Here is a 14,721-nt window from a genome sequence, read left to right on the forward strand (position 1 = left end):
CCAACACCCACCACCGACACGGCGTTGTCGCCGCCGCGTGTCATCATTTCCCCTTGGCCGGCGCCTGCCGCCGGCCCCACCTTTCCAGATGCTGGAGACGTTTCCATGAAGATCCGTTACGCCCTCGCCCTCGCAGCGCTGCTGCCGATCCTGGCCGCCTGCAAGGCCGACGACGGCAGCACCAACACCACCGCGGCCCCCGCCGAACCGGCAGCAACCCCGGCCACGACCACCGAACCGGCTGCCGCACCGGCGGCGGGCAGCGAAGGCGCCGCGCCGGCTGCCGCTGAAGGCGAGAAGACTCCGGCCGAAGCAACTCCGGCCGCCGCGCCGGCCCCGACCACCGCCGCACTGACCGGCCCGGCTCCGGTGGAAGGTGCCGACTACCAGGTGATCCCGAACGGCCAGCCGTTCCAGCCGGCCGCCGGCAAGATCGAAGTGACCGAGATCTTCGGCTACGTCTGCCCGGCCTGCGCCGCGTTCCAGCCGCTGGTCGGCCCGTGGAAGGCCGGCCTGCCCAGCGACGTGAACTTCGTCTACGTGCCGGCCATGTTCGGCGGCACCTGGGATGACTACGCCCGTGCCTTCTACGCCGCGCAGACCCTGGGCGTGCAGGAGAAGACCCACGAAGCGCTGTACGCCGCCATCCACTCGCAGAAGACCCTGAAGGGCGAGCGCGGCCGTGACTCGGTGGAAGACATCGCCAAGTTCTACGCCGCCTACGGCGTCGATCCGAAGCAGTTCGCGGCCACCATGGGCAGCTTCGCGGTGAACGCCAAGACCAACTCGGCCAAGCAGTTCGCCCAGCGCAGCCAGATCAGCGGCACCCCGTCGATCATCGTCAACGGCAAGTACCTGGTTAAGGGCAAGAGCTTCCCGGACATGCTGCGCATCGCCGACCACCTGATCGCCCGCGAACGCGGTGCGGCCCAGGCTCACTGATCCAAGAGAAGCATTTCCCGGCCGTGAATTCCCCCCGTACACGGACCCTGCGCTTGCTGACGGCCAACATCCAGGCCGGCTCAAGTACCCGCCGTTACAGCGACTATGTGACCCGCAGCTGGTCACATGCGCTGCCGGCGGGTCGCAAGCGCAGCAGCCTGGACGCGATCGCCACCCTGGCGCGCGAACATGACATCGTCGGCCTGCAGGAGGCCGACCCGGGCAGCCTGCGCTCGGGCTTCACCAACCAGACCCATTACCTGGCCCAGCGCGCCGGCTTCAACTACTGGAGCCACCAGCCGAACCGGCGCATGGGCGGGGTCGCCTCCAGCGCCAATGGCCTGCTGAGCAAGCTGGAACCGGTGGAAGTGCAGGACCACGCCCTGCCCGGCCGCATCGGCGGGCGCGGCGTGCTGCTGGCCAAGTTCGGCGATGGTGCCGACGGCCTGGCGGTGGCGGTGGCCCATCTGTCATTGGGCGCGGGATCGCGGATGTCGCAGCTGGGCTTCATCGCCGAGCTGCTGTCCGACCACCCCAACGCGGTGCTGATGGGCGACTTCAACTGTCTGGCCGAACGCCCGGAAATGCAGGTGCTGTACCAGAAGACCCGACTGCAACCGCCCGGCTGCATCGTGCCGACCTTCCCCAGCTGGCGCCCCGACCGCGCCATCGACCACATCCTGGTCAGCAGTGGCCTGCAGACCCGCACCGTGGAAGCCGTGCCGGCCGCGTTCTCCGATCACCTCGCCCTGGCGATGCAGATCGACGTCCCGGCCGACGCCCTGCGCTGAACCGCCCCCCTGGTAGGTGCGGACCGCTGGTCCGCACGCCGCTCTGGTGGGTGCGGACCGTTGGTCCGCACGCTCTCTGCCGCTACCCGGCCTGGACCACCGGCACCTTCAATCGCCGCGCGGTCATCGTGCTGCCCACCGAAGCCAGCACCGTGCAGCCGATCGCCAGCCACTGCAGCCCGTGCAGGTGTTCGTGCAGCAGCAGCATCGCCCACAGCGCGGCCACCGCCGGCTCCATGCTGATCAGGATGCCGAAGGTCTCCTTTGGCAGGCGCTTGAGCGCCATCATCTCCAGTGACATCGGGATCGCGCTGGACACCAGCGCCACCAGCAGCCCGGCTGCCAGGATCTTCGGGTCGAGCAGCGCGGCACCGGCATGCACCACGCCCACCGGCACCACCACCAGCGAAGCCGCCAGCAGCCCCAGCGACACCGAATGCCCGGCGTGCAGGTGTCCGGCACGCTTGCCGAATACGATGTAAAGCCCCCAACACGCCGCTGCGCCCATCGCATACAGCACGCCGGTCGGATCCAGCGCCCGGCCGCCGCCCAGCGGCAGCAGCAGCAACAGCCCCACCGCCGCGCAGCCCACCCAGAGGAAATCGATCGGGCGCCGTGATGACAGCATCGCCACCGTCAGCGGCCCGGTGAACTCGATGGCCACCGCGATGCCGAAGGGAATCGTGCGCAGGGCCATGTAGAACAGCAGGTTCATCAGGCCCAGGGTGAGCCCGTAGCGCAGGAGGGTGATCGCATCCGCGCGGCCGGTCTTCCAGCGCCACGGCCGCCAGAACAGCAGCAGCAACAGCGCCGAGAAGCCCACGCGCAGCGCGCTGGTGCCCTGGGCGCCGATCAGCGGGAACAGGTGTTTTGCGTAGGAGGTGCCGATGGCCAGCGAGGTGACCGAGCCAAGCACCGCCAGCGCCGGCAACATCGGCGCGAGTCGTGAGGTCTGCATGGGCAAAGTCTATTGCGCCCGCGCCGAGCACTTGGCTCAATTGACAGCCCGTTCGTGCAACTTCTGCTCACCATGGCTACCGCCCCCGTGCTCGACAGCCTCGACCGCGCCATCCTCGGCCTGCTGCAGCGGGACAACACCCTGCCGCAGCGCGAGATCGCCGAGGCCGTGCACCTGTCCACCCCAGCCGTGCAGCGCCGCATCAAACGCCTGCAGGACAGCGGTGTGATCGCGGCCAACGTGGCGGTAGTCGCCGCAGCCAAGGTCGGGCGACCGCTGACCATCATCGTCGAGGTGCGCGTGGTCAGCGAGCAGCGCGAACGCGTGGCGCCGTTCAAGCGCCGCGTGCAGGACGACCCGGCGGTGCAGCAGTGCTACTCGATCACCGGCGACGGCGATTTCCTGCTGCTGGTGTCGGCCGCGTCGATGGAAGAGTACGAGGCGATCACCGAGCGGCTGTTCGGTGGCGATGACAACATCGAGCGCTTCCGCACCTCGGTTGCACTGGGAACGTTGAAGCGCAGTTTCGAAGTGCCACTGGACCCGGTTCTGTAGCGCTGAGCCATGCTCGACTGCGCTTTGACCGCAAAGCAACAGCCGCCGAGCATGGCTGGGCGCTACAGTCGGAGACCATGAACACATCGCCCTCCCCCGCCCGTCGCCTGCGCCGCTGGCTGCTGCGCGGCCTGTGGCTGGTCATCGCGATCGTTGCCGCCATGGCACTGTGGAACAGCCCATGGGCCGCTGCACCGAAACTGCTGTGGACACTCTCGCGGATGCCTCCGGCCACCGAGCTTCCGGTGCCGGTGGAAGGTGTGCGGCCCCGCCAGATCGCCGATACCTTCGGCGCCCCACGCGGCCGTGACCGCTCCCACGCCGGCATCGACATCTTCGCCAGGCGCGGTACCCCGGTGCGCAGTGCCACCGCCGGCGTCGTCGTGGATGTCAGCGACCGCGGCCTCGGTGGCCGCCAGGTGTGGGTGATCGGGCCCGGGCGTGAGCGCTACTACTACGCCCATCTGGACGACTGGGCCGAGGGCCTGGCGCGCGGCCAGGTGGTCCAGGCCGGCGACCTGCTTGGCCACGTCGGCGACAGCGGCAATGCCAAGGGCACGCCGCCGCACCTGCACTGGGGCATCTACGGCACCGACGGCGCGCGCGATCCACTCCCGCTGCTGCGCTGACCCAGCCCACACCCGGATCATCGGATCGATTCGTTCATTATTTGTAAATAGGAATAGTTCGTATTACGATTTCTTTCGTTTCCGGTGGCGCCAGGACGGCCTGCCCGCCCTCCCCCTACCCGTAGCGCCTCGCCTTCTGGATGCCGGCCGAGCGCGCGTGCTCGTCCAGGACCCCCATGACCCGTTCCGCCTTCCGTACCCCGCAGCCGCAACGGCTGTTCGTTGCCGTGCTCGCCGTTCTCTGCGCCGTGGCCCCGGCCGCCTTCGCCGACACCGCCGCCGATCCGACCACCCTCGACAAGGTGGTGGTCAAGGGCGAACGCGCCGAAGGCTATTCGGTGCGCCGCACCTCGGCCGGCACCCGCTTCGACCTGGCGCCGCGCGAGATCCCTCAGTCGATCAGCATCATCAGCCACCAGCGCATCGAAGATCAGAACCTGGACGACATCATCGACGTGCTGGCCAACACCACCGGCGTGACCAGCACCCAGTCCGACAGCGAGCGCACCGAGTTCTACGCGCGCGGGTTCTACATCGATGCCTACCAGTTCGATGGCCTGCCCACGCAGATGGTGCAAAACTGGAGCTATGGTGATTCCGGCCTGGACCTGGCGCTGTACGACCGCGTGGAAGTGGTGCGCGGCGCCACCGGCCTGCTCAGCGGCGCCGGCAATCCGTCCGCATCGGTCAACCTGATCCGCAAGCACGCCGACAGCGCCGAGCTGGCCGGCAGCGTGTCGGTGAACGTGGGCAGCTGGGGCCGCACCCGCACCACGGTGGACGTGGGCAGCGCACTCAACGCCAGCGGCACCGTGCGCGGCCGCGTGATCGGCAGCTATCTGGACACCGACGGCCAGATGGACCGCTATAACCAGCGCAAGACGCTGGGCTACGCCGTCATCGACGCCGACCTGACCCCGGACACCCAGCTGAGCGTGGGCTACGACTACCAGCAGAAGCGCGCCAATGGCGCGACCTGGGGTGGCTTCCCGATGCTGTACTCCGATGGCTCGCGCACGGGCTACGACGAATCGTTCAACGCGAGCCCGAAGTGGACCTACTGGGACACCACCAGCAAACGCGCCTTCGCCACCCTGCAGCACGCCTTCAGCAATGGCTGGAAGTTCAAGGTCGGTGCCACGCACGATGAGACCAAGGCTGACGACAAGCTGTTCTACCCGGCCTACAACGACTGGACCACGGGCGCATCGAACTTCGACAAGACCACCGGCGCGGGCATCTCGCCGTCCGCGGGCTTCTACAACACCGAGCGCAAGGTCACCGGCGTCGATGGCTACGTTGATGGTCCGTTCCAGCTGTTCGGCCGCGAGCACCAGTTCATGGCAGGCCTGAGTTACAACAAGCGCGAGTACGCCAACTACGGCGACTACCAGGTCGGCGGTGCCGGCCAGACCTGGGATCCGTTCGCAAGCTATCTGAACTGGACCGGCAACATCAGCGAGCCGAACTGGAACCCGCTGGCACTGGCCAGCGAGGGCACCATCACCCAGAAGGCCGGCTACGCGGCCGCGCGCCTGTCGCTGGCCGATCCGCTGAAGCTGATCATCGGCGCCCGCTACACCGACTGGAAGAGCGAGGGCGAAGGCGCCGACCGCACGCACAAGGTCACCACGCCGTACGCCGGGCTGGTGTTCGACATCAACGGCACGTACTCGACCTACGCCAGCTACACCGAAATCTTCCAGCCGCAGACGCTGAAGGACCGCAACGGCAGCTACCTCGATCCGGTCGATGGCAAGAGCTACGAAGTGGGCGTCAAGGGGGCGTGGTTCGACAACCGCCTGAATGCCTCGCTGGCGGTGTTCCGCATCGAACAGGACAACGTCGGCCAGTCCACCGGCGAGCCGGTCATCGGCGGCACCGGCGGCGAAACGGCCTACGTGGCCGCGCGCGGCACCGTCAGCCGTGGCTTCGAGTTCGAAGTGAACGGCGAACTGACGCCCGGCTGGAACGCTACCTTCGGTGCTTCGCGCTACGTGGCCAAGGACATCAACGGCGCCGACATCAACACCAACCTGCCGCAGACCGCGCTGAAACTGTTCACCAGCTACACCCCTCAGTCGCTGCAGGCACTGACCGTCGGCGGCGGCGCCAACTGGCAGAACCGCATCTACTACGCGGTGCCGGCTTACGGCCGCATCGAACAGAGCGGCTACGCCCTGGTCAGCGCCTTCGTGCGTTACCGCCTGTCGCCGGAATGGAGCGTGCAGGCCAACCTCAACAATCTGCTGGACAAGAAGTACTACTCGCAGATCACCGGCTACGGTGCCTACGGCGATGGCCGCAATGGCTCGCTGACGTTCACCTGGGCGTTCTGATCAGACGCGGGGTACGACCGCCCCGCACCTGTAGAGCCGAGCCCATGCTCGGCTCAGAGAATCAGCCGAGCGCGGACTCGGCGCTACATCCGCAAGGCAGCGCCGGAACTGACCGGCGCTGCCCCCCCTCACATCAGAACCGCAGGTCCGCGCGCAGGTACCAGTAACGACCGCGCGGGATGTCGTAGGTCGAAGCGTCATACCCGTTCAACGAGCACGACAGGCAGATCGGCGGATCCTTGTCGAACACATTGTTCAGGCCCGCGGTCAGCTGCAGCCCCTTCATCCAGTCGATCTTGTAGCCCACCTGCATGTCGTGGAAGGTGGTGGCCGAGAGCGTGTTGGTGCCGGCTGCCTGGTTGCTGCACACCGGGAATGCCACGGCATCGCCGCAGTTCTCGGTCAGTTCGGAGATGTGCCGCACCGTCCAGTTCGCACTCCAGCGATCCATCGTCCAGGCGATGCTGGCGTTGCTGGTCCACTCCGGAATGGAGCTGTCGGCCACTTCCACGCCCGGCTTCTGCGGCTGCTTCTGCCCGGCCGCGCCGGTGGCTTCGTAACGACCGACGAACGTGTTCTTCCAGGCCAGCTTGAACTGGCCGAAGGAGGTCTGCGGCAACGTCCAGAACAGGTCCACGTCCCAGCCGTCGGTCTTGATCGAGCCCAGATTGGTCAGGCGGTTGTTGAAGCTGCTGACCGCACCCGTGCTGGCGCGGGTGATGCCATCGCAGTACACCGGGTCAAGCGTGTCCACGCACAGGTCCAGCTGGGTCTGCGCGTTGATGGCCTGGATCGCACCATCGATGGCGTGGCGGTAGAAGGTCACCTCCACATCGAAGCGCTCCGACCACGACGCGTTGTTGCCGAACCACGGGCTCCACACGAAGCCGGTGCTGAAGCTGCGCGAGCGCTCCGGTTCCAGATCACGATTGCCGCCGGTGGTCACCGAGATCTGCGAGTTGGCCTGCTGGAAGCCGGCCGGCACGCCCAGCGCGGCACAATTGGCGGCACTGCCACGCGGCGGCGTACCGCCCAGGCCCACCGAGCACGGATCGAACAGCTGCAGGTCGGCACGTGCGGCCGAGCCGTACAGTTCGCCAATGGACGGTGCGCGGAAACCCTCGGCGTACGTGGTGCGCAGCACGAAGTCATCGGTGACCTGCCAGCGCAGGCCGTACTTGGGCGTGAATTCACCACCGAAGGTGGAGTAGTCCGAGTAGCGCCCGGCCAGGCTCAGATCCAGCTTCTTGCCGAAGGTCGAATCGGCGAAGATCGGCACGCTCAACTCCAGATACGCCTCGTTGACGTCATAGGAACCCGAGGTCGGCTGCGACGGCACGCCGTTGTAGTGGCCGGCCACCGTCAGCGGATCGGGCTGGTACGAACCCTCGTACTTGCGATACTCGAAGCCGGTAGCGAACGACACCGGGCCGGCCGGCAGCGTGAACAGGTCGCTGGACAGGTTGGCGGTGAACAGGCTCAGTTCGTTCTGGCTGCGGTCACGCACCACCGGCTGGATCCACTTCAGCATGTCCGGGGTGATCGAACCGACACCGCCGAAGATGTTCAGCGGCACGCAGCCCGGCGTCGCCGCACAGACCGACGGATCGCCCAGCGCCATGTTGACGTTGTAGATGTTGTAGCTGCCGTAGTTGGTCTGTTCGGCCTTGTTCTTGCTGTACATGCCGTTGACGTCCCAGTACCAGCTGCGGTCAGCCGCCTGGAAGTTGCCGACGAAGCCGGTGGCGAAATACGTGGTGTCCACTTCCTGCTTGAACACGCGCGCGCCGCCTTCCACCGGGCGGCGGCCGATCAGGCTCAGGTTGTCACCCGAGACCAGGTCGAAGCCGAACGGGTTGTACGGATTGAGCGCGGACACGGTGATGTTGTCGGCCAGCGGATTGCCGGTGGCGCCATCGGGGCCGAAGAACAGCGGCTCCGGGCCGGCCTGGTTGGTCGACTCACGACGGTTGCCCAGTGCCTTGACGTACCACTGCACGTTGTCGGTGATGTCGAAGCGGAACTGACCGAACAGGCCCTTGCGCTCCGAGGGCGTCAGCACCATGTTGTACTCGGCGAAATTGAACCGGTCGGCGCTGGTGAAGCAGTGGTAGTCATCGGTGCGCGCGCAGCCGGCGCTGCCGTCGTAGCGCGGGTTGCTCACGCCGGTATTGGGCACGATGTTCTGCACCGCGCCGGTGTTCGGGTCGGTGAACATGAAACGACCCTGCGGAATGCCACCGCTGCCGAACGCCAGCCCGGTGCCGGGAATCGGGAAGCGCGACTGCTCGCGGTCCTTGGCAAACACCGGATCCTGCTTGGTCCAGCTGGCGCCCAGGAACAGGCTGAAGCGGTCGCCGCTCTTGCCCCAGGCCAGGTCCACGCCCTTCTGCGTGCCATCGCCCTTGCTGTACTCGCCATAGTTCAGGGTCACCTGGCCGCCATCGAAGTCACGGCGGGTGATGATGTTGACCACGCCGGCAATGGCGTCGGAACCGTACAGCGACGACGCGCCATCTTCCAGCACTTCGATGCGCTCGACGATGGCCAGCGGAATGGTATTGAGATCGGTGGCCGAGCCGACGCCGGATGCGGATGACTCATTGACCCAGCGGATGCCGTCGACCAGCACCAGCACGCGCTTGGCGCCCAGGTGGCGCAGGTCCACCTGCGCCGAACCGGCACCTACACCACTGCCATCGGGCGGGAAGCCGAAGTTGCCGGACGAGTTGAACTTGGCGTTGAGCGCCGAACCGGAACCGGTGAGCTGCTGCAGCACTTCGCCGATCGAGGTCAGGCCGGTGCGTTCGATATCGCCGCGCGTCAGCGTCTGGATCGGCACCTGGCCCTCCACCTCAGCGCGCTTGATGCGGGTACCGGTGACTTCCACCGCATCCAGGTTGGTGGTGGATTGTGCAGCGGCACCCAACGGTGCCAGGGTCATCACGCACAGCGCGACGGCAACCGCCAAAGGGCGGTGGTGCAGGTGATTCATTCGCTCTCTCTCCAAAGGAATGTCGGGACATGGGCCGCCGCACTCCCTCCCTGCATGGCGGCGCCGTCTCCTTTGTAAACAAGTGGTAAAAATCGCGGCGTGATGATCGACACTCTTTCACGCGGAATTGACGCAATTGCAGGCCGATTGCGTCAGATAGCTGCAGGTTATGACCGGACGATACTGTTCACCGCAGGCAGCCTTGATGCAGGCTGCGACAGCGCGCGCCGGTAGCTTCCGCATTCACGGAAAAGGCCTTTGCCGGATCGTTTCAGGAATAGTTTGAAAATTCCTTCATTCAGGAGGCCCCACCAGTCGACCCAGCGCAGACTCGCACCTCCAGCCATTCGCGGGAGGGCCGAACATGAAAGCAGTGACTGCCGTGCCGGGCGTCACGATGGTGATGACGCTGCTTCTTTCCCTGGCAGGTGAATCGAGAGCAGGCGGCGTGATCGAGTGCAACAACTGTCCCTCTCCCAGCGATGCGGCCTTGGCCTCGGGAGAGGGACTGACGGTTGTGGTGGATTTCGAGAGAGCCGAGTTGACTGCTTTCCACGTTGAACATGACCCTGAGCGCAGAAAGTGGCGAGCACATCCGACCCAGGTTCCAGTGCAGATTGAAATGGCTTTTCTGCGGATCCTGGATGCGACGCTGTCAGCAGGGCAAGCGCCGCTCATGCAGCAATCACCGCATGAGCAGCAGTGAGACAACGCTCTATCGCACGAAGGCAATGCGCTCCATGCCAGTGGCTTCGGCCGCAGCCAATATCCGCGCCATGCCTTCGTACTCGGCCGCCGGATCGGTGGCGATGCGCAGCTCCGGCAGGTTGCCGGCATGCTCGCCCGCCTGTGCCTGCAGGCGCGCCTGCAGTTCGCCGATCGCCATCGGCTGGCCGTTCCAGCTGAGCTGGTTGGCAGCGTCCAGGCGCAGCTCGATCGGCGGTGGCGGTTCGGGACGGTCGACCACCCGATCGGTGGCCTGCGGCAATTGCACGGCAATCGGCCGGGCCACGATCGGCGCGGTCACGATGAAGATGATCAACAGCACCAGCATCACATCCACCAGTGGCGTGACATTGATGTCCGCCAGCGGGCCGCTTCTTCCTGCGCTACTGAACGCCATGTGCCGCTCCCTGCAGCCGGGCCGTTCGCCCAAGGCCGACGTTACGACGCCTCCCATCCGCTGCGGCAGTGGCCTGCGCGGGGTCATTCAGCTGTCGTTGCCGACGCTCGGCGTGCACGCAATGCGAAACTGAATTCAGCCATTGCCCGCTATGCTGCCCGCCATGACCCGACGCACTTCGACCGCCCTGTCCCTGCTGCCCTTGGCCACCACGCTGCTGATCGGCTGCGCCAATGCCCAGTCCCTCGATGCCCAGAACGCGCAGCTGAAAGCCGCGATCGCAGCCGCCGAACGCGGCCAGTTCGATCCTGGCCAAGCCGCTGCGCTCAGCCGTCACCCGGCCTATGGCTGGCTGGAGTACGCCAACCTGCGCCGCAACATCGATACCGTCGATACCGCGCAGGCGCAGGCCTTCCTCAAGCGCTACGACGGCCAGGCCGTGGCCACCACCTTCCGCAGCGTGTGGCTGCCCTCGCTCGCACGCCGCCAGGACTGGCCGACCCTGCTGGCCAACTGGGCGCCCACCGAAAACACCGGCCTGCGCTGTGCGCAGCTGACCGCGCGCCAGGTGACGGGCAAGGTCGATCCGCAGTGGATCAGTGAAGCGCAGGATCTGTGGCGCAAGAACGGCAAGTCGCTGCCGGACGGCTGTGATGCCGTTTTTGCCGTGCTGCAGGCACAGGGTGGCCTGAGCGACGCCCTGCGCTGGGAACGCATCGATGCCGCCGCCGATGCCCAGCAACCGGCGGTGATGCGCAGCGCTGCACGCGGCCTGCCTGCCGCCGACCTGGCGCTGGCGAACAATTACGCCGCCTTTGTCGACAAGCCCAATGCCAGCGCCCTGAACTGGCCACGCAACGAGCGCAGCCGGCGCATCGCCACCGATGGCCTGGCCAAGCTGGCCAAGGCCGACCCCGGCGCCACCGAGCAGCAGCTGCCGCAGTACGCCCAGACGCTCGGCCTGAGTACCGACCAGCAGGGCCAGGTGCTGTACCAGATCGCGCTGTGGACAGTGGCCTCCTATCTGCCCGATTCGGCACGCCGCCTCAACGCGGTGCCGGAGTCGGCCTATGACGAACGCCTGCACGAGTGGCGCGTGCGCGAAGCGATGTCGCGCGGCGACTGGCCGGCGGCGCTGACCGCCATTCGCAAGATGGGCAGCAAGCAGCGCAGCGACCCGCGCTGGCGCTACTTCGAAGGCCGCATGCTGGAGAAGACCGGCCAGGCCCAGCAGGCGCAGCCGCTGTTCCGCGAGGCCGCGCGCGCGCCGACCTTCCACGGCTTCCTCGCCGCCGACAAGCTGCAGCAGGGCTACACCCTGTGCCCGTGGAAGCCGAACGACAGCGCACAGGCACAGGCGGTGATCGCGCGCGACCCGGCCATCCAGCGCGCGATGGCGCTGTACCAGATCGACCGCGCTGGCTGGGCCGTGGCCGAATGGAACAGCGCGCTGTCGCGCTTCGATGACACCCAGCGCCGCCTCGCCGTGCGCGTGGCGCAGGACAATGGCTGGTTCGACCGCGCCGTGTTCGCGCTCGGCAAGCAGCCGCAGGAACAGCGCCTGTACGACCTGCGCTTCCCGCTGCATCACGACGCCACCATCCGCCGCGAATCGGCACGCAACGCGATCGACCCGGCCTGGGTGGCCGCGGAGATCCGCGCCGAGAGTACCTTCACTCCCCGTGCGCGCTCGCCTGCCAATGCCATGGGCCTGATGCAGGTGCTGCCGGCCACCGGTGCCAGCGTGGCCAAGTCGATCGGCCTGACCGGCTACGGCGGCGCCGACAGCCTGTACGACCCGGACACCAACATTGCCATCGGCACCGCCTACCTGCGCCAGCTGATGAACAAGTACGACGGTCTGCCGTACGTGACCATCGCCGCCTACAACGCCGGCCCGACCCCGACCGCACGCTGGCAGGGCCAGCGCCCGGGCTTCGATCCGGACCTGTGGATCGAGACAATCAGCTACAAGGAAACCCGCGAGTACGTCGCCCGCGTGCTGGCCTTCAGCGTGATCTACGACTGGCGCCTCAATGGTGATGCCCTGCCACTGAGCGACCGCCTGATGGGCCGCCTGGTCGACAAGCGCAAGAACTTCAGCTGCGCCGCCAACGCCGAGCAGGGCGGCGATTGATCGCACAGCGGTCGTGCCGGCGGCTGGCCTCGATCGGAATATGCACCGCCTGGGTGCTGCTTCGGGGTGGCGCGGCCTGCCGTGATGCCTCTGTATTGGTAGTGCCGGCCGCTGGCCGGCAACCGCAGCCATTCCGAAGCTGCCGGCCAGCGGCCGGCACTACCGGAACATCTGCGCCGGCCGTGCGATCATTCCCCCATGAAGATCTATCTTGTCGGCGGCGCCGTGCGCGACCGCCTGCTGCAGCGCCCTGCCGGCGACCATGACTGGGTGGTGGTTGGCGCCACGCCCGCGCAGATGGAAGCGCTGGGCTACACTGCGGTTGGCCGTGACTTCCCGGTGTTCCTGCACCCGAACACGGGTGAGGAATACGCACTGGCGCGCACCGAGCGCAAATCCGGCCGCGGCTATCGCGGCTTCGTGGTGGATGCTGATCCGGCCGTAACGCTGGAAGAAGACCTGCAGCGCCGCGACTTCACCATCAACGCGATTGCCTGCGACGAAGACACCGGCACGCTGGTCGATCCCTACGGTGGTGTGCGCGATATCGAGCAACGCGTGCTGCGCCATGTCGGTCCTGCGTTCGTCGAAGATCCATTGCGCGTGCTGCGCGCGGCCCGTTTCATGGCGCGCTTCGCACCGCTGGGCTTTACCGTCGCCGAAGAGACCATGGCGCTGATGCGCGAGGTCGCCGCCAGTGGCGAGCTGGACGCGCTGGTGCCGGAGCGCGTCTGGCAGGAACTGCGCAAGGCGCTGGTCAGTGAGCGGCCCTCCGCCTTCCTGCGCACGCTGCACGATGCGCATGCCCTGGGCCCGATCCTGCCCGAGCTGGAAGCGCTGTACGGCGTGCCGCAACGTGCCGAGTTCCACCCCGAGATCGATACCGGCATCCACCAGGAAATGGTCAGCGACATGGCCGCGAAACTGGCGCCGGGTGATGACCTGGTCGGCTTCGCCGCGCTCACCCACGATCTCGGCAAGGGCCTGACCCCGCCGGAGGAATGGCCGCGCCACATCATGCACGAGCAGCGCGGCATCAAGCCGCTGAAGGCACTGTGTACGCGGTTGAAGATTCCCGCCGAGCACCAGCAGCTGGCCGAAGCGGTCTGCCGCGAGCACTTGAACGTGCACCGCATCGACGAACTACGCGATGCCACCGTGCTGGAACTGCTGGGCCGCTGTGATGCGCTGCGCCGGCCGGAACGCGTGGCCCGCATCGCGTTGTGCTGCGAGGCCGACAAGCGCGGCCGGCTCGGTTTCGAGGATGCCGACTACCCGCAGGGCGAAACGCTCAAGCGCCTGCACCGGGCAGCGCTGTCAGTGCAGGCGCGGGACCTGGATACCACGCATCTGAAGGGCCCGGCCATCGGTGAGGCACTCGCCAAGGCCCGGGTGAAAGCCATCGCCGCTGCCCGCTGAAGCATCTGATGATGCCGGCTGCTGGCCGGCACCTTCACATCGCCCGTCTAACGACGGCGCTTCCGCGAGAAATGGTCGACAGCATGAGCACCCAACATGATGGGTTGCATCAAGAGGAACAGCCATCCACCCAGCCGGAGCGTCTCCACCGGATTGAACCGGGTGATGAACGCAGCTGCCAGAGTCAAACCCACAAGAAGGCCGATCTCATAGACCCACAGCGATCGGTTAGAACGCTTGCCCACGATGCTCCTCCCCATGGAACAGGACGCGCTTGCAAGCCATCGCAGCCGTCCTGCACCACGGGTAGTGCCGGCCGTTGGCCGGCAACCACGCAATCGCTGGATTCAGTGCGCCATGCCGCGGGTAATCGCCGCCGCACGCTGCTTCAGCTGGGCCACGGCATCGGGAATCATCTCCATGCCCACGTCCAGGCCCGGGTTCAGGACCAGGCCGACGCCGTCGCCGATACCGGCCAGCAGCGCGTGCACCGCGATCGGCATGGCATGCGCAAACTGCGGCAGCTGCTCGTGCCACAGGCCCGCGCGCTCGGGGGCAGTGAACACCGCGAACATCGGCTCGCCGCTCTCGCTGGTCAGCACCAGCGGCGAGATGCTTTCGTCCCAGGCGCCATCCTCACCAATGGCCTTGTCCAGCAGCACGAACGCCGTCGAAGTCAGCAGGCCGTCGAGGAACTGCGCTGCGGTCAGCGTACCGTCCTGGGCCTGCAGCAGGCGCACCTCGAGGTCGTTGAGGGGTTCGAACGGGGTGTCGTGGTCCATGGTCGGTTCCGGTACGTGGTTGCAGGCTGCAACTTTAACAGGCCGGGAGTG

13 protein-coding genes are annotated in these 14,721 nt (G+C 66.8%); 8 read left to right on the top strand and 5 right to left on the bottom strand.

All coding sequences use genetic code 11. The features are described from left to right. Positions 1–105 precede the first annotated feature (105 nt). The gene (locus ACEPA4_RS16905; protein ID WP_053500287.1) at positions 106–942 is read left to right on the top strand and encodes a thiol:disulfide interchange protein DsbA/DsbL; all 837 of its coding nucleotides are present in this window, start codon (positions 106–108) and stop codon (positions 940–942) included. 53 nt (positions 943–995) lie between these two features. Continuing rightward, positions 996–1,733 (top strand): endonuclease/exonuclease/phosphatase family protein, encoded by a 738-nt coding sequence (locus ACEPA4_RS16910; protein WP_005419292.1) that lies wholly within the window; start codon positions 996–998, stop codon positions 1,731–1,733. 82 nt (positions 1,734–1,815) lie between these two features. On the opposite strand, the gene ACEPA4_RS16915 is transcribed toward ACEPA4_RS16910, so the two are convergent. Beyond that, positions 1,816–2,691, bottom strand: coding sequence for an EamA family transporter (locus ACEPA4_RS16915; RefSeq protein WP_065185387.1), 876 nt, complete (start codon positions 2,689–2,691; stop codon positions 1,816–1,818). A gap of 72 nt (positions 2,692–2,763) precedes the next feature. Between ACEPA4_RS16915 and ACEPA4_RS16920 the strand changes: the two genes are divergently transcribed. The 3 genes from ACEPA4_RS16920 to fhuE all read left to right on the top strand — a co-directional run bounded on the left by ACEPA4_RS16920 (position 2,764) and on the right by fhuE (position 6,214). Next, positions 2,764–3,246 carry an Lrp/AsnC family transcriptional regulator gene (locus ACEPA4_RS16920; RefSeq protein WP_164093299.1) on the top strand — a complete coding sequence of 161 codons (483 nt, stop codon included), beginning with the start codon at positions 2,764–2,766 and terminating at the stop codon, positions 3,244–3,246. Positions 3,247–3,323: 77 nt separating this feature from the next. Then, positions 3,324–3,875, top strand: coding sequence for a M23 family metallopeptidase (locus ACEPA4_RS16925; protein WP_065185389.1), 552 nt, complete (start codon positions 3,324–3,326; stop codon positions 3,873–3,875). 176 nt (positions 3,876–4,051) lie between these two features. Beyond that, a complete protein-coding gene (gene fhuE / locus ACEPA4_RS16930) occupies positions 4,052–6,214 on the top strand; it encodes a ferric-rhodotorulic acid/ferric-coprogen receptor FhuE (protein ID WP_164093300.1) in 2,163 nt (720 codons plus the stop codon). Positions 6,215–6,347: 133 nt separating this feature from the next. Here fhuE and ACEPA4_RS16935 read toward each other — a convergent pair whose 3' ends face one another. Next, positions 6,348–9,158, bottom strand: a complete 2,811-nt coding sequence (locus ACEPA4_RS16935; protein ID WP_374083050.1) for a TonB-dependent receptor — start codon at positions 9,156–9,158, stop codon at positions 6,348–6,350. 415 nt (positions 9,159–9,573) lie between these two features. Here ACEPA4_RS16935 and ACEPA4_RS16940 point away from each other — a divergent pair, with 415 nt between their 5' ends. After that, on the top strand, positions 9,574–9,915 hold the full coding sequence (locus ACEPA4_RS16940) for a hypothetical protein (RefSeq protein WP_139727656.1): 342 nt from the start codon (positions 9,574–9,576) through the stop codon (positions 9,913–9,915). Positions 9,916–9,924: 9 nt separating this feature from the next. Here the strand turns inward: ACEPA4_RS16940 and ACEPA4_RS16945 are convergent, their stop codons facing one another. Next, on the bottom strand, positions 9,925–10,332 hold the full coding sequence (locus ACEPA4_RS16945) for a biopolymer transporter ExbD (RefSeq protein WP_019338425.1): 408 nt from the start codon (positions 10,330–10,332) through the stop codon (positions 9,925–9,927). 151 nt (positions 10,333–10,483) lie between these two features. On the opposite strand from ACEPA4_RS16945, the gene ACEPA4_RS16950 reads away from it, so the two are divergent. Together ACEPA4_RS16950 and ACEPA4_RS16955 are read left to right on the top strand one after the other, a co-directional pair. Further along, a complete protein-coding gene (locus tag ACEPA4_RS16950) occupies positions 10,484–12,469 on the top strand; it encodes a transglycosylase SLT domain-containing protein (protein WP_262089874.1) in 1,986 nt (661 codons plus the stop codon). Between the two features lie 198 nt (positions 12,470–12,667). After that, positions 12,668–13,888: a multifunctional CCA addition/repair protein gene (locus tag ACEPA4_RS16955; RefSeq protein WP_139727660.1), complete on the top strand. Its 1,221-nt coding sequence runs from the start codon at positions 12,668–12,670 to the stop codon at positions 13,886–13,888. Positions 13,889–13,935: 47 nt separating this feature from the next. On the opposite strand, the gene ACEPA4_RS16960 is transcribed toward ACEPA4_RS16955, so the two are convergent. Together ACEPA4_RS16960 and ACEPA4_RS16965 are read right to left on the bottom strand one after the other, a co-directional pair. Beyond that, positions 13,936–14,133: a hypothetical protein gene (locus ACEPA4_RS16960; protein ID WP_139727662.1), complete on the bottom strand. Its 198-nt coding sequence runs from the start codon at positions 14,131–14,133 to the stop codon at positions 13,936–13,938. Between the two features lie 102 nt (positions 14,134–14,235). Further along, complete coding sequence (locus ACEPA4_RS16965; RefSeq protein ID WP_005419309.1) at positions 14,236–14,670, bottom strand: SseB family protein; 435 nt, start codon at positions 14,668–14,670, stop codon at positions 14,236–14,238. Between the last annotated feature and the right edge of the window lie 51 nt (positions 14,671–14,721).

The sequence above is a fragment of the Stenotrophomonas sp. P2112 genome (assembly GCF_041897515.1).
Classification (GTDB): domain Bacteria; phylum Pseudomonadota; class Gammaproteobacteria; order Xanthomonadales; family Xanthomonadaceae; genus Stenotrophomonas; species Stenotrophomonas sepilia.

Excerpts from the sequence above, each read along its gene's own strand:
- ACEPA4_RS16905 (WP_053500287.1), top strand. The coding sequence starts at position 106 with ATGAAGATCCGTTACGCCCTCGCCCTCGCAGCGCTGCTGCCGATCCTG.
- ACEPA4_RS16915 (WP_065185387.1), bottom strand. The coding sequence starts at position 2,691 with ATGCAGACCTCACGACTCGCGCCGATGTTGCCGGCGCTGGCGGTGCTT.
- ACEPA4_RS16920 (WP_164093299.1), top strand. The coding sequence starts at position 2,764 with ATGGCTACCGCCCCCGTGCTCGACAGCCTCGACCGCGCCATCCTCGGC.
- ACEPA4_RS16925 (WP_065185389.1), top strand. The coding sequence starts at position 3,324 with ATGAACACATCGCCCTCCCCCGCCCGTCGCCTGCGCCGCTGGCTGCTG.
- fhuE (WP_164093300.1), top strand. The coding sequence starts at position 4,052 with ATGACCCGTTCCGCCTTCCGTACCCCGCAGCCGCAACGGCTGTTCGTT.
- ACEPA4_RS16935 (WP_374083050.1), bottom strand. The coding sequence starts at position 9,158 with ATGACCCTGGCACCGTTGGGTGCCGCTGCACAATCCACCACCAACCTG.
- ACEPA4_RS16940 (WP_139727656.1), top strand. The coding sequence starts at position 9,574 with ATGAAAGCAGTGACTGCCGTGCCGGGCGTCACGATGGTGATGACGCTG.
- ACEPA4_RS16945 (WP_019338425.1), bottom strand. The coding sequence starts at position 10,332 with ATGGCGTTCAGTAGCGCAGGAAGAAGCGGCCCGCTGGCGGACATCAAT.
- ACEPA4_RS16950 (WP_262089874.1), top strand. The coding sequence starts at position 10,484 with ATGCTGCCCGCCATGACCCGACGCACTTCGACCGCCCTGTCCCTGCTG.
- ACEPA4_RS16955 (WP_139727660.1), top strand. The coding sequence starts at position 12,668 with ATGAAGATCTATCTTGTCGGCGGCGCCGTGCGCGACCGCCTGCTGCAG.
- ACEPA4_RS16965 (WP_005419309.1), bottom strand. The coding sequence starts at position 14,670 with ATGGACCACGACACCCCGTTCGAACCCCTCAACGACCTCGAGGTGCGC.